Source organism: Bradyrhizobium sp. USDA 4454 (genome assembly GCF_054822705.1).
In genome coordinates this window covers 5566771-5581438 of sequence record NZ_JBTRCN010000001.1, presented here as the reverse complement: position 1 = coordinate 5581438, position 14668 = coordinate 5566771, and the positions used below count along the sequence as shown (strand labels likewise).

Here is a 14668-nt window from a genome sequence, read left to right as displayed (position 1 = left end):
ATTCCCTATGTTCACGCGCCGACCTCGGTCCCGCCTGTACCAACCCCGGACCGTCCGGCCCCTTCTGCTGCGCCAAAGGCAGCGAGCAGTTTTTCCAGTGTCGGCGAGAAGCCGCCGTCGGACGGGACGATCGCATCCGCCGGCGGCAGCTCCGCCGTCCGGTGACATGCCGTTGCATGTCCGGTGCCATCTTCGACGAGATGCGGCATTTCGCTGCGGCAACGCGCGACGGCATAGGGACATCTTGTGTGGAAGCGGCAGCCCTTCGGCGGATTGAGCGCGCTCGGCAGCTCGCCTTGCAGGACAATCCGGTTGCGTTTTGCCTTCGGTTTGGGCACCGGGATCGCCGAGAGCAATGCTCGGCTATAGGGGTGGCGCGGCGCGGTGAACAGCGCTTGCGCATCCGCGGTCTCGACGATGCTGCCGAGATTCATCACGGCGACGCGGTCGGCGATGTGCTTCACGACGGCCAGATCGTGCGAGACGAAGATGTAGGCGAGCTTCAAGCGATCCTGCAGGTCGCGCAGCAGATTGAGGATCTGCGAGCGGATCGAGACGTCGAGCGCCGACACCGGCTCGTCGCAGATGATCAGCTTCGGCTCGACCGCGAGCGCGCGCGCAATCGCGATGCGCTGGCGCTGGCCGCCGGAGAATTCGTGCGGGTAGCGGCGGGCGAAGCGCGGCTCCAGCCCGACCAAACGCAGCAGCTCCTCGACCCGCTCGCGGCGGCCGGCCGCTGGCACGAGATTGTGCAGGGCCAACGGCTCGGCCAGGATCTGGCTCACCGTCATGCGCGGGTTGAGCGAGGCGTAGGGATCCTGGAAGATCAGCTGGGCGTCGCGGCGGAACGCGCGCAATTGCTCGGCATCAAGCGTGCCGAGGTCGCGGCCCTCGAAACTGACGCGGCCGGCATCCGGCTCGATCAGCCGCAGCACCAGCCGGCTGACGGTGGATTTGCCGCAGCCGGATTCGCCGACCAGGGCCAGCGTCTTGCCGGCCTCGACCGTGAAGCTGACGCCGTCGACTGCCTTCACATGGGCGGTCGGCCGGCCGAACACCGAGCGCTCGGCGACGAAATGCTTCACCAGCCCTTCGACCTCGAGCAGCGCGGTCATGACACCAGCCGTTCAAGCGGCGCGCGGAGGCAGCGCGAGGCGTGGTTCGCGCTCAGCATCGCCAGCGGCGGCGGCGATTTTGTGCAGGCATGCGCCACGAACGGGCAACGCGCGGCGAAGCGGCAGCCCGCGGGCGGGGTCGCCATGTTCGGCACCATGCCCTCGATGGTGGCGAGATGGCTGGTGCGGCGGTCGAGCCGCGGGATCGAGCCGAGCAGGCCGACCGTGTAGGGATGCTGCGGATTGGCAAATAGCTCGTCGACCGGGGCGCGCTCGACGATCTCGCCGGCATACATCACCGCGACCTCGTCGCAGACTTCGGCGACGACGCCGAGATCGTGGGTGATGAGGATGATCGCCGCGCCGCTGGCGGCCTTCAGCTCGCGCATCAGATCGAGGATCTGCGCCTGTAGCGTGACGTCGAGCGCGGTGGTCGGCTCATCGGCGATCAGGAGCTGCGGATCGCAGGCTAGCGCCATCGCGATCATCACGCGCTGACGCATGCCGCCGGACAGCTTGTGCGGAAACTCGTCGATGCGTTTCTCGGGCGAGGGGATGTGGACGCGGCGCAGCAGCTCGATGGCGCGTTCGCGCGCCGCGCGCCGGGAGCCGCCGCGATGACGTAAGATCGTCTCGGTGATCTGGTCGCCGATGCTGAAGCTCGGGTTGAGCGAGGTCATCGGCTCCTGGAAGATCATCGCCAGCCGATTGCCGCGCAGGTCGCGCAGGGTCGCATCCGGCACCTCGAGCAGGTCGAAGCCGTCGAAACGGATTGCGCCGGACACCGCAGCGGATTGCTTTGGCAGAAGCCCCATGATCGCCAGCGACGTCACGCTCTTGCCGCAGCCAGATTCACCGACCAGGCCGAGCGTGGCGCCCTTGGCGACGGACAGGTCGACGCTGTCGACCGCATGGGTGATGCGGCCGTCGTCGCCGTGGAAGGCGACGCGCAGGTCCTCGATCTCGATCAACGGACCCGCACTCATTCGCGGCCCGCTTTTGCGGCTGCGATGCCGGCGTCGATCCTGGCGCGGTCGCTGATTCCGGCCGGGTTGTCCCGGGTCGGCATGAAGCCCCGGAACGGCACCCAGTGCGCGCGGCTGACCGCTTCCAGCCGCTCCAGCTCGCGCAACGGATCGGTGTGGTCATCGACGCGCAGGTCGAGCAACGGCCATTCCTCGCTGCCATGGATCAAGAGGGCCGCCGATTGCTTGCCGCGCTTGTCGCCGCCGGCCGCTTCGCCTGCGAACATCGCCTTGATCAGCCGCTCCGCGAACGGCAGCTGTTCACTCGCGGCATAGACGCGCGCGGTCTCCTCGAGCACCGCAGGTCCGGCCAGCATGTTGCCGGCGATCGAGAAACCGTCGCCGGCGATCTGGCCGAACCAGTCGATGCAATCCTTGCCGGAATGCGCGGCGATGCGGCCCTTGTTGTCAATGACATGCACCTGCCGGCTCTCGCGGCCGCCGTCGGGCGCGATCAGCTCCGCGATCACCTCATGCGGGCTTTTGCCGTCGCGCAGCAGCGCCAGGCCGTCGATGCCGTAATAGGGATTGACCAGCGCCTGCGTCGCGATGGCGGCGATCCCGGGCGCGATGTGCGGCACCAGCGCGCCGACCGCGAAGAACCGCGTCGCGACGGCAATGCCGAGCTGGCCGGTGGCGCTGTCGCGGGCGATGATCGACCAGGTCATCTTGTGTCTCTACTCCCTCTCCCCGCTCTTCGCGGGGAGAGGGTGGGGGTGAGGGGCTTGTTCCGCAAAGATGGTACAAATTGAGTTCGCGGAGACTCCCCCTCACCCGGATCGCATCTTCGATGCGACCCGACCTCTCCCCGCAAGCGGGGCGAGGTGAAGTTTGAGGCTCGCTCCGCGATCCGACCCGACGTCATCATGTTGTGGCGATCACCTTGTCTTAGCGCCCTGCGGCGTAGCCCTGCATGCCGCGCGGGTTGGCGGCGGCGCGGCGGCGGTGACCGACCTTCGAGGCCGCGGTGAGGCGGCCTTCCGACCAATCGGGACCGATCTCCACGACATGGCCGCGGCGTTTCAATTCGTCGATGGTCGATTTCGGCACGCGGTTTTCCAGCACCAGCACGCCGGGCCGCGAGGTGCGCGGCCAGAACGAGATCGGGAAATGCTCGGAGTGCCAGGCCGGCGCGTCGATCGCCTCCTGCAGATTGAGCTTGGCGTGGACATGACGCAGGAAGAACTGCGTGATCCACTGGTCCTGCTGGTCGCCGCCCGGCGAGCCCCAGGCGAGATACGGCGCGCCGTCGCGCAGCGCCATGGTCGGCGACAGCGTGGTGCGCGGCCGCTTGCCCGGCGCCAGCGATGCCGGGTGGTTCTCCTCCAGCCAGAACATCTGGGCGCGGCTGCCCAGGCAGAAGCCGAGCTCGGGAATCACCGGCGAGGATTGCAGCCAGCCGCCGGACGGCGTCGCCGAAATCATGTTGCCGGCCTTGTCGATGATGTCGAAATGCACGGTGTCGCCGCGCACCTCGCCGAACCGGCCGACCGTCGGCTCGCCCGCGCCCATGGCGCCGACGGCCTCGCGATGGCCTTCGGCGTGGCGCAGCTTGATGACGCCGCCGAAACCTTCGACCGAGCCGGGGCGAAAGTCGAGCGACGCCTTGTCCTTCGAGATCAGTCCGCGCCGTTCGTTGTTGTAGGCATCGGACAGCAGCGTCTCGATCGGGATGTCGGTGAACTTCGGATCGCCGTAGAACGTCTCGCGATCGGCATAAGCGAGCTTGGCGGCCTCGATCTGCAGATGAATGAAGTCGGGACCTGCGGGATCGAGCCCGTCGAGCTCAAAGCCCTTCAGCAGCGCGAGCTGCTGCAGCATCACCGGACCCTGGCTCCAGACGCCGCACTTCTGCACGGTGTAGCGGCCGTAATCGTAGGTCAGCGGCGCCTCGATGGTCGGCTGCCAGCGCGCCATGTCGTCGGCCGACAGCACGCCACGGTGCGGCGAGCCGGAGACGTCCATCACCTCCCGGGTGCGGCAGAATCTGTCGATCGCCTCCGCGACGAAGCCCTTCGACCACGCCTGCCGCGCGCGCTCGATCTGCGCGACACGGTCGCCGCCCGCGCTCTCCGCCTCGTCGAGGATGCGCGCGTAAGTTTCCGCGAGTGTCTTGTTGGTGAAGATGGTGCCGGGCTTCGGTGCCTCGCCATTGGGCAGATAGACATCGGCCGATGTGGTCCAGTATTTCCGGAACAGCTGCTCGACGGTCTTGATGGTGGCGGAGGCGCGCTCGACCAGCGGATGGCCGTCACGGGCATAGCCGATCGCGGGCTCCAGCACGTCGCGCAGCCGCAATGTGCCGTAGTCGCGCAGCAGCAGCATCCAGGTTTCGAACGTGCCGGGCACGCAGGCGGCGAGCAGGCCGGTGCCGGGCACCATCTCGAGCCCCTCGCTGCGATAATGCGCGATGGTCGCCTTGGCCGGCGCCGGGCCCTGGCCGCAGATCACTTCGGTTTTGCCGCGCTTGACGTCGTGCACGATGATCGGGACGTCGCCGCCGGGGCCGTTCAGATGCGGCTCGACCACTTGAAGCGTGAAAGCGGCCGCAACGCCGGCGTCAAAGGCATTGCCGCCCTTCTCCAGCGTCGCCATGCCGACCGCGGTCGCGATCCAGTGCGTCGAGGTGACGACGCCGAAAGTGCCCTCGATCTCGGGCCTTGTGGTGAATGGATCGGGATTGACGTTGCTCATGGTTATTCACTGGTTCGGCGGCTTGCTGGGCTTGTTGCGCGCGCACTTGATCACAGGCGAGCTGGTATGCCAACCGCTTGGTGGACATGGCCGCTCCCATCCGCGTGATCATGCCGGAACGGCGGCGGCAGGGCTGTTGACGGCATGGCAGGCGACGCCGTCGATCAGGTCCGGCGTCTTCCGGCGGCAGAGGTCGAAGGCGAGGGGACAGCGCGGATTGAACGCGCAGCCCGATGGCGGATCGATCGGGTTCGGAATCTCGCCCTTGACCGGGATGCGCTGGCGGCCGGACATCGCAAGGTCCGGAACCGCGCCGAGCAGCATCCTGGTGTAGGGCATCCGCGGGTTCTCGAACAGTTTCCGGCCCTCGGCGATTTCGACGATGCGGCCGAGATACATCACGCCGATCCGGCTCGCCATGTGGCGGACAACCGCGAGATTGTGGCTGATGAACAGATAGGTCAGGCCGAACTTGTCCTGCAAATCGCGCATCAGATTGAGGATCTGCGCCTGCACCGAGACGTCGAGCGCCGAGGTCGGCTCATCGCAGACGATGAACTCGGCTTCCGACGCCAGCGCGCGGGCGATCGCGATGCGCTGGCGCTGGCCGCCGGAAAATTCGTGCGGGAATTTCTGGCCGTCGTCGGGGTGCAGGCCGACCAGCGAGAGCAATTCGCCGACCCGGGCCTTGATGTCGCGCTCGCCCTGGATCAGGTCGAAGGCGCGGATCGGCTCGGCGACGATGGCAGCGACCCGGTAGCGCGGATTGAGGCTCGCATAGGGATCCTGGAACACCATCTGGATGCGCCGGCGCAACCGGCGGCGCGCCTGGCCCTGCCGCGGATCGGTCATCGAGACGCCGTCGATCACGACTTCGCCCGAACTCGGCGGCAGCAGGCCGACCACCATGCGCGCAACCGTGGTCTTGCCGGAGCCGGATTCGCCGACCAGCGCAAAGGTCTCGCCGCGCTTGATGTCGAAAGAGACGCCGTCGACGGCCTTGAGATATTCGAGATGGCCGCCCTCGAGCACGCGGTTGAGCCACGGCTTCGAGACGTCGAACACGCGGCGCAGGTTCCTGACCTCGATCAATGTCCCACTCATGCCGCGGTCTCCTTCGCGGGATCGAACAGATGGCAGGCGACGGATTGCGTGCCCTGCCGGATCGGCTCGGGGCGCTCGACCCGGCAGCGATCGAAGACAAATGCGCAGCGCGGATTGAACGGGCAGCCCGGCGGGATCGCCGACAGCCGCGGCATCGAGCCGGGAATCTGCACCAGGCGCTTGTCCTCGCCCGCAAGCGTCGGGATCGCGCCCATCAGGCCACGGGCGTAGGGATGCAAGGGATTGCGCACCACCTCTTGCACCGGGCCGATCTCGGCGATGCGGCCGGAATACATCACCGCGACGCGGTCGCAGGTTTCGGCGATCACGCCCATGTCGTGGGTGACCAGCATCACCGCGGTGCCATGGTCGCGGCCGAGCCGCTTGATCAGCGCGATGATCTGCGCCTGCACCGAGACGTCGAGCGCGGTGGTCGGCTCGTCGGCGATGATCAGCTCGGGCTCGGCGCAGATCGCGAGCGCGATCACGACGCGCTGGCGCATGCCGCCGGAGAATTCGTGCGGATAGCCGTCGATGCGCTTCTCCGGCGCGGGGATGCCGACCTCGGCCAACAGATCGATGGCGCGCCGGCGTGCGGCGCTTTCGCTCAGGTTGGTGTGGGTGCGGATGGTCTCGACGATCTGGTCGCCGATCCGGTAGAGCGGATTGAGGCTGGTCAGCGGATCCTGGAAGATCATGCCGATCCGCTTGCCCCTGACGCGGCGGATCTCCTCCGGCGGCAGATGGTCGATGCGCGTGCCCGACAGCTCGATCTCGCCGGCGCAGATGCGGCCAGGCGGATCGATCAGCCCGATCACGGCAAGGCCGGTGACCGATTTGCCTGCGCCGGACTCGCCGACCACGCCGAGCACCTCGCCCTTGGCGATCTCGAACGACACGCCGTTGATGGCGCGCAAGGTGGCGCGGCGGGTGACGAATTCCACCTCGAGATTGCGCACGGAGAGAACGGGCTTGGTCATCGGAGCTTTGGGTTGAGCGCGTCGCGCAGCCAGTCGCCGAGCAGGTTGATGGAGAGGATCAGGCCGGCCAGCGCAATGCCCGGGAAGGCGACGATCCACCATTCGCCGGCGAACAGATAGTTGTTGCCGATCCGGATCAGGGTGCCAAGCGAGGGCATGGTGTCGGGCATCCCGGCGCCGAGGAACGACAGCGTCGCCTCGGTGATGATCGCGAGCGCGAGGTTGATGGTGGCGATCACCAGGATCGGTCCCATCGTGTTCGGCAGCACGTGGCGGAACATGATCTTCGGCGCCGGCAGGCCGATCAGCTGCGCTGCCGCCACATAGTCCTTGTTCTTCTCGACCAAGACCGAGCCGCGCACGGTGCGGGCATATTGCACCCAGAAACTGAGCCCGATCGCGATGATCAAGACGCCGAGCGTGCTGATCTCGTCGAGCCGGTTGCCGAGCAGCGATTTGGCGACGCCGTTGACCAGAAGCGCGATCAGGATCGCCGGGAAGGTGAGCTGCACGTCGGCGATCCGCATGATCACGGTGTCGACCACGCCGCCGAAATAGCCGGCGATCAGGCCGAGGGCGATACCGAGCGCGCCGGCGAAGACCACGCCGGCGATGCCGACCGCAAGCGAGATGCGCAGGCCGTAGAGGATCGCCGAGAGCACGTCGCGGCCCTGCTCGTCGGTGCCGAGCAGGAACGGGCTCTGGCCGTCGGCGGTCCACAGCGGCGCGATCCGCGAATTAATTAGCTGGAGCTGCGCCGGATCGAACGGGTTCTGCACCGCGAGCCAGGACGCGAAAATCGCCAGCAGGAAGAACAACAGCGTGATCGCAGCGGCGATCATCGTCAGTTTGGAGCGGCGGAACGAATAGAAGATGTCGCTGTCGAGCGCGCGGGCGAACCAACCGGCAGCGGGCTGGTGGTCTTGCGTGCGATGGGGGACGACGGCGTCGGACATCGGTTGGTCCCTCACGCCGCGCGGCCGACGGTCGAGCGCAAGCGCGGATCGACCACGGTGTAGAGGATGTCAACCACGAGATTGATGGTGACGAAGATCAGCGAGACCATCAACAGATACGCAGCCATGATCGGGATATCGACGTTTTGCACGGCCTGGACGAACAGAAGCCCCATGCCCGGCCATTGGAACACGGTTTCGGTGATGATGGAGAAAGCAATAACCGAGCCAAACTGCAGGCCGGCCACGGTGATCACGGGAACCAGGGTGTTCTTCAGCGCGTGACCGAAATGGATCGCGCGAGTGGTCAGGCCGCGGGCACGGGCGAAGCGGATATAGTCGGTGCGCAGCACTTCCAGCATTTCGGCGCGCACCAGCCGCATGATCAGGGTCATCTGGAACAGCCCGAGCGTGATCGCCGGCATGATGATCGCTTTCCAGCCGGAGACGGTGAGCAGCCCGGTCGACCACCAGCCGAGCTTCACCACCTCGCCGCGCCCGAACGAGGGCAGCCAGCCCAAGGTTACGGCAAACAGATAGATCAGCAGGATGCCGATCAGGAAGGTCGGCAGCGAAATGCCGATCAGCGATATCGCCTGGAATAATCTGGCCAGGATGGTGTCGCGACGCAATGCCGAATAGACCCCCATCAGGATGCCGGCCACCATCGCAAAGATGGTGGCGACGATCGCAAGCTCAAGCGTTGCCGGCAAGCGCTCCGCCAGCAGCGAGGAGACCGGCAGGCGGAACTGGTAGGACACGCCGAACTTGAACTGCAGCGCATTGATGACGTAGCGGCCGAACTGCACCAGCACGGGATCGTCGAGGCCGAGCGAATGCCGGATCCCGGCGCGCTGCGCGGCCGAGGTGTCGATCGAGACGATCTGATTCACCGGATCGCCGGCGAAGCGGAACATCGCGAAGGCGATGATGCCCACGGCGAGCATGACGCCGATCGCCTGCAGGAAACGGCGAAGAGTGAAAGCGAGCATCTCTACCTTTCACTGCTTTTGACATTTGGGGCGCGGCCTTGCGCGGCCGGAAAACGCGAGGTCCCGGAAGCGTGCGCTTCCGGGACCCAATTCGCCGAGACCACTATTCACCCTCTTTGGTCGCCCAGTACAGCAGCACCTGGTTGTCCGCGCGCTGGGTCAATTTGACCTTTTTAGACACGCCCCACACCAGCGGCTGCTGATGCAGCGGAATGTAGCCGTAATCCTTGATGACGATCTCATAGGCTTGCTTGATCAACTGATCGCGCTTGGCGGTGTCGCTCTCGACCAGCACCTTGTCGGTGAGCGCGTCGACGTCCTTGTTGCAATAGCCGCCGAGATTGGCCTCGCCTCTCGTGGAATCCTTCGGATCGTCGCGGCAGCCGAGGATGTCGTGCAGCACATTGTGCGAGTCGGACGTGGCGGGCGTCCAGCCCAGCATGAAGAACGAGGTCTGGTAGCCGCCGGGCTTCAGCACCTTGCCGAAATACTGCGCCTTCGGCTGCGCCAGCAGGTTCACCTTGACGCCGATGCGGGCCAGCATGCCGACCACCGCCTGGCAGATCGCGGCGTCGTTGACGTAGCGGTCGTTCGGGCAATCCATCGTGACCTCGAAGCCGTTCGGATAGCCAGCCTCGGCCAACAGCTTCTTGGCGCCTTCCGGATCGAGCTTCGGCCGGGTGAACTCCTTCGACAGCGGATAGAGCTCGGGCGCGATCATCAGGGTCGAGGGCGTCGACATGCCGCGCATCACGCGGGTCTTGATCAAGTCGACGTCGATCGTCTTGTAGAAGGCTTCGCGGACCTTGATGTCCTTGAACGGATTCTTGCCCTTGATATTGGAGAACAGCAGCTCATCGCGCGCCATATCCATGCCGATGAAGATGGTGCGGATCTCCGGCGCGGTCATGACAGTGGCGACGCCGCTGGAATTGACGCGCTGGATGTCCTGCAGCGGAACCGGTTCGATGACATCGACCTCGCCCGAGAGCAATGCGGCGACGCGGGTGGCATCGGAGCCGATCGGGGTGAAGATGATCTCTTTCAGATTATGCTCGGGCTTGCGCCAATAGCCCGGAAACGCCTTGAACACGGTCTTCACGCCGGGCTGATGGCTCTCGATCGTGAAGGGGCCGGTGCCGTTCTCGTGCAGCGCCGCGTAGCTCGGCGTGGTCGCCGAGGCCGGCGTCGGTGCAACGGAATTGTTCTCCTCGCTCCACTTCTTGTCCATGATGTACCAGCTATCCCACTGCGAGATCAGGATGGGATTGGGCGAGTCCAGCGTCACGTCGACGGTGCTGTCGTCGACCTTGGTGAACTTGGCATCGGCCGGGACGTTGCTCAGGAAGTTGGAGCCCTTGGCGCGGACGCGGTCGGCGGAGAACAGCACGTCGTCGGCGGTGAAGGGGTCGCCATTGTGGAATTTGACGCCCTTGCGCAGATGGAAGCGCCATTTGGTCGGGCTCAGCGTCTCCCAGCTTTCCGCCAGGGCCGGAATGATCTTGAGGTCCTTGTCGCGGGCGGTGAGGCCTTCGTAGACGTGCGCATGGTGCGCGATCGTCGTGGTTTCCTTCAGCGTGTAGGGATCCAGCGACTTCAGCTCGCCCTGGTTGGCATATTTCAACGTCTGCGCCGACGCCGGCAAGGCAACGGCGACCAGTGCGACGGCAGCCGCCGCAAACAAACTCCAACGTACCGACATGTGATCCCGCGTCCCCGTTTTTGTCCGCCGGCTGCTTTGTCCGGCTGGTATTATTGATGCATGTTGCCAGAGTTTACCGGCCGCGCAAGCGCGATTTGCCAAAGGGTTAACCTGCTCGCGCGGGTGCAGCGCAACCACCGGGATTTCAGGATAGGCGGTCGGTATCGGCGCGTGACATTCGACTTTCGGAGTGCTGCGCGTAGGCCACGGGAGCGATCCGCGGCGCGCGCTGTCAATGCCGGTCGCGGCAAGACAGGTTGGTTGACCATAACGGGTGATTGAGGCCGACTGCATCTTGCGGCAGGCGGGGCCGACTTGCGCAACGCACCCCGTCGCGGCGATACTGCGGCCGGGTCACGGCGCATTTGAGGAGGCGGATATGAAAGTCAACGTCGAGATAGATTGTACGCCCCTCGAAGCGCGGCAGTTCTTCGGCCTGCCCGACGTGGCGCCGATGCAGAATGCCGTCATGGACAAGCTGCAGCAGCAGATGCTGTCGAACATTGATAAGATTTCGCCGGAATCGCTGCTGCAGAGCTGGTTCACCTTCGATCCCAAGCTCGCCGAGCGCTTCCAGGACATGTTCGTGGCGATGGCCGGCTTCGGCGGCACCAGCAAGAAGAAATAGTGCCCGACATGGACAGGAGCGTCGATGGGACCGAACGCCGGTTGCGCCCGCCCAGCCTGTTCCTGATGCTGGCGGAAGCGCGCGGCGTGCTTGAGCTCAATTCGAGCCTGCTGCTGTCGCCGCTGCTGATGCAGGCGCCGAAGGGCGACCGTCATCCGGTGCTGGCGCTGCCGGGCTTCCTCGCCAGCGATCTGTCGATGGCGCCGATGCGGCGCTATCTGAAGGAGCTCGGCTACGACGCCTACGCCTGGAACATGGGCCGCAATTTCGGTGGGATTTCCAGCAGGCGAGCTGCGCTGCGCGACCTGCTGAAGCGGGTTCATGAGGTCGCCGGGCGCAAGGTCTCGATCATCGGCTGGAGCCTCGGCGGCGTTTATGCGCGCGATCTGGCGTCGCAGATGCCCGAGCTGGTGCGCTCCATCATCACGCTCGGCAGTCCGTTCGCCGACGACATCCGCGCCACCAATGCGACCCGGCTGTACGAGGTGCTGTCAGGCGAGCGGGTGGACGATATCCCGGAGGTCCGCGCCGCGATCGCCGGCGACATGCCGGTGCCGGCCACCTCGATCTATTCCCGCACCGACGGCATCGTGAACTGGCGGACCTCGCGGGTGCGGCCGTCGGCGACCGCCGAGAACATCGAGGTGCATCTGGCCAGCCATATCGGCCTCGGCGTCAATCCCGCGGCGCTGTGGGCGATCGCGGACCGGCTGGCGCAGCCGGAAGGCGAGTTTCGGCATTTTGACCGGTCCGGCCCCTTTGCCATTGCCTACGGACCGGCAGAACAGGCACTATCCTAAACCATACGACGAGAGGCGCCGCCAAGGCGCCCGCGTGAGTCGGCTCTCGGGAGGAGATCATGAGCGACGCCAAGAAGCTGTCCTCGCTGGACGCATCGTTTCTCTATCTGGAAACGCCGGAAATGCCGATGCATGTCGGCAGCATGGCGATCTTCCGCCTGCCCGACGGCTACAAGGGCGACTTCTTCGAGGAGTTCAAGGCGATGATCGCCTCACGGCTGCACATCGCGCCGATCCTGAAGGCGCGCCTGCAGAAGGCGCCGCTCGACATCGACCATCCGTCCTGGGTCGAGGACGACCAGTTCGACATCGACCGCCATATCTTCCGCGCCAGCCTGCCGGCGCCGCGCGACCGCGCCACGCTGGAGCGCATCGTCGGCTGGATGCACGCCAAGCTGTTGAACCGCGCCCGCCCGCTCTGGGAGTTCTACGTCTTCGAGGGCATGAAGGACAACGAGATCGGACTCTATTCCAAGATGCACCACGCCTGCATCGACGGCGGCGCCGGGGCTGCGCTGACCAGCATGATCTACGACCTGACGCCGGTGCCGCGCGAGATCGAGCCGCCGAGCGCGAAGAAGGTCGCGCAGGAGCCGCGCGACATCGCCGCCAATCTGATCGATGCCTATCAGCAGCTCTGGACCCAGCCGTTCGAGGCCGCCGCCGCCGCGCAGAAGAGCCTGGAGCTGCCGCGCTCCGGCAAGAGCGATCTCGGCTCGATCCTGTTCGACAACGCCATGTTCCAGATCGAGAGCGCGGTGAAGTTCGCGGGCTCGATGCCGACCGTGATGAAAAGCCTGTCCGACGTCGTCGCCAAGGTCGCCGATCCCCGTACGCGCGAGAGTCTGCAGGCGATGTCCTCGCCGCCGACCATCCTCAACAAGGCGATCTCGTCGGAACGCAGCTTTGCCGGCACCTCGATCTCGCTGTCGCGCGCCAAGGCGCTGGCGAAGGCGTCCGGCGGCAAGCTCAACGACGTCGTGCTGGCGCTCGCCTCCGGCGTGGTGCGGCGCTATCTGATCAGCCAGGGCGCGCTGCCGAACAAGTCACTGACCGCCGGCGTGCCGATCTCGCTGCGCGAGGAGGGCAATGCCGAATCCAACAACCAGGTGTTCGGCATGATCTGCTCGATCGCGACCGACGTCGAGGATCCCAGGAAGCGGCTGGAAACCATCATCGCGCAGTCCACCAAGTCCAAGGAGATGTCGCATCCGCTGCGCGCCCTGATGCCGCAGGTCTCCAACATCTCCATGCTCGGCGCACCGATCCTGGTGCAGATCATGGCGCTGCTCTACAGCCGTTCCGACCTCTCCAACGTGCTGCCGCCGGCGACCAACATCACGGTCTCGAACGTGCCGGGGCCGCGGCAGACGCTGTACGCGGCCGGCGCCGAGCTGCTGCACATCTTCCCGGTTTCGATCTCGACCCACGGCGTTGCGCTCAACATCACCGTGCAGAGCTACCGCGATCAGCTCGATTTCGGCTTCATCGTCGGTGCCAACATCATTCCCCATGTGCAGGTGATGTGCGACATGCTGCCGCTCGAGTTCGATGCACTCGAGGCGGCGTTCGCGCCTCCGCCTGCGGACATCAAGGGCGCGGCCGAATAGGAACTTCACAATGATCGAAATGCCACCGCTGCAGTTCGCCGAGACGAACGGCATCCGCATGGGCTTCTACGAAGCGGGCCCCAAGACTGACACGCCGCCGGTGGTGCTGTGCCACGGCTGGCCCGAGCTGGCGTTCTCCTGGCGCCACCAGATCAAGGCGCTGGGCGAGGCCGGCATCCGGGTGATCGCGCCGGACCAGCGCGGCTATGGCGCGACCGACCGGCCGGAGCCGGTCGAGGCCTATGACATGGAGCACCTGACCGGCGACCTCGTCGGCCTGCTCGACCATCTCGAGATCGACAAGGCGATCTTCGTCGGTCACGACTGGGGCGGCTTTGTCGTCTGGCAGATGCCGCTCAGACATCCGTCGCGGGTCGCCGGCGTCGTCGGCGTCAACACGCCGCATTGGGACCGGGCACCAATGGATCCGATCGCGCTGTTCCGCCAGCGCTTCGGCGACCAGATGTACATCGTCCAGTTCCAGGATCCGGCGCGCGAGCCCGACCGGATCTTCGGCAGCCGGGTCGAGCAGACCTTCGATGCCTTCATGCGCAAGCCGGCCGCGCGCCCTCCGGGCACGCCGGAGGAGCAGCCGATCGCCGGTGTCGGCGCGTCGGCGCGGCTCAATCTGGCGTTTCCGCAGATGATCGCGAATTACGATGCCAAGCACGATCCGCGGACGCCGATCCTGTCCGCCGAGGAGAAGAAGGTGTTCGTCGATACCTTCAGCAAGACCGGCTTCACCGGCGGCATCAACTGGTATCGCAACTTCACCCGCAACTGGGAGCGTTCGGCCGGGCTCGACCATCACGTGCGGGTGCCGTCGCTGATGATCATGGCCGAGAACGACGCGGTGCTGCCGCCGTCGGCCGCCGACGGCATGGAGCGACTGGTGCCGGACCTCGAAAAATACCTGGTCAAGGACAGCGGCCATTGGACGCAGCAGGAAAAGCCTGACGAGGTCAGCGCCAAGCTGATCGAATGGCGCAGAAAGCGGTTTGGGTGACGAGGAGGCGATCGCGGGTTGCTTGATGTCATTCCGGGATGGTCCGAAGGACCAGA

13 protein-coding genes are annotated in these 14668 nt (G+C 65.8%); 4 read left to right on the top strand and 9 right to left on the bottom strand.

What is annotated here, in order from left to right:
- Positions 1-11: 11 nt before the first annotated feature.
- The 9 genes from ACVIW0_RS25975 to ACVIW0_RS25935 all read right to left on the bottom strand — a co-directional run bounded on the left by ACVIW0_RS25975 (position 12) and on the right by ACVIW0_RS25935 (position 10568).
- Positions 12-1115: an ABC transporter ATP-binding protein gene (locus ACVIW0_RS25975; protein WP_461354932.1), complete on the bottom strand. Its 1104-nt coding sequence runs from the start codon at positions 1113-1115 to the stop codon at positions 12-14.
- Entirely contained in the window at positions 1112-2101 is a 990-nt protein-coding gene (locus ACVIW0_RS25970) for an ABC transporter ATP-binding protein (protein WP_461354931.1), read from the bottom strand. Before ACVIW0_RS25970 ends, ACVIW0_RS25975 begins: the two co-directional genes overlap by 4 nt.
- Complete coding sequence (locus ACVIW0_RS25965; protein WP_461354930.1) at positions 2098-2808, bottom strand: DUF1028 domain-containing protein; 711 nt, start codon at positions 2806-2808, stop codon at positions 2098-2100. The genes ACVIW0_RS25970 and ACVIW0_RS25965 overlap by 4 nt, the downstream gene beginning before the upstream one ends.
- A 220-nt stretch (positions 2809-3028) precedes the next feature.
- The gene (locus tag ACVIW0_RS25960) at positions 3029-4834 is read right to left on the bottom strand and encodes a gamma-glutamyltransferase family protein (protein WP_461354929.1); all 1806 of its coding nucleotides are present in this window, start codon (positions 4832-4834) and stop codon (positions 3029-3031) included.
- A gap of 108 nt (positions 4835-4942) precedes the next feature.
- A complete protein-coding gene (locus ACVIW0_RS25955) occupies positions 4943-5938 on the bottom strand; it encodes an ABC transporter ATP-binding protein (RefSeq protein WP_461354928.1) in 996 nt (331 codons plus the stop codon).
- Positions 5935-6918, bottom strand: a complete 984-nt coding sequence (locus ACVIW0_RS25950; protein WP_461354927.1) for an ABC transporter ATP-binding protein — start codon at positions 6916-6918, stop codon at positions 5935-5937. Before ACVIW0_RS25950 ends, ACVIW0_RS25955 begins: the two co-directional genes overlap by 4 nt.
- Positions 6915-7874 carry an ABC transporter permease gene (locus ACVIW0_RS25945; RefSeq protein WP_461354926.1) on the bottom strand — a complete coding sequence of 320 codons (960 nt, stop codon included), beginning with the start codon at positions 7872-7874 and terminating at the stop codon, positions 6915-6917. The genes ACVIW0_RS25950 and ACVIW0_RS25945 overlap by 4 nt, the downstream gene beginning before the upstream one ends.
- An 11-nt stretch (positions 7875-7885) precedes the next feature.
- Positions 7886-8866, bottom strand: coding sequence for an ABC transporter permease (locus ACVIW0_RS25940; protein ID WP_461354925.1), 981 nt, complete (start codon positions 8864-8866; stop codon positions 7886-7888).
- A 103-nt stretch (positions 8867-8969) separates the two neighbouring features.
- A complete protein-coding gene (locus ACVIW0_RS25935) occupies positions 8970-10568 on the bottom strand; it encodes an ABC transporter substrate-binding protein (RefSeq protein ID WP_461354924.1) in 1599 nt (532 codons plus the stop codon).
- Positions 10569-10947: 379 nt separating this feature from the next.
- Between ACVIW0_RS25935 and ACVIW0_RS25930 the strand changes: the two genes are divergently transcribed.
- From ACVIW0_RS25930 to ACVIW0_RS25915, 4 genes are read left to right on the top strand one after another with little or no spacing between them, the layout of a single operon-like run.
- Positions 10948-11196, top strand: a complete 249-nt coding sequence (locus ACVIW0_RS25930) for a DUF6489 family protein (protein ID WP_229195877.1) — start codon at positions 10948-10950, stop codon at positions 11194-11196.
- A gap of 8 nt (positions 11197-11204) precedes the next feature.
- Positions 11205-11996, top strand: a complete 792-nt coding sequence (locus ACVIW0_RS25925; RefSeq protein WP_461354923.1) for a lipase family alpha/beta hydrolase — start codon at positions 11205-11207, stop codon at positions 11994-11996.
- A gap of 59 nt (positions 11997-12055) precedes the next feature.
- Positions 12056-13606, top strand: a complete 1551-nt coding sequence (locus ACVIW0_RS25920; protein WP_461354922.1) for a WS/DGAT/MGAT family O-acyltransferase — start codon at positions 12056-12058, stop codon at positions 13604-13606.
- A gap of 10 nt (positions 13607-13616) precedes the next feature.
- Entirely contained in the window at positions 13617-14612 is a 996-nt protein-coding gene (locus tag ACVIW0_RS25915) for an alpha/beta fold hydrolase (RefSeq protein WP_461354921.1), read from the top strand.
- Positions 14613-14668 lie beyond the last annotated feature (56 nt).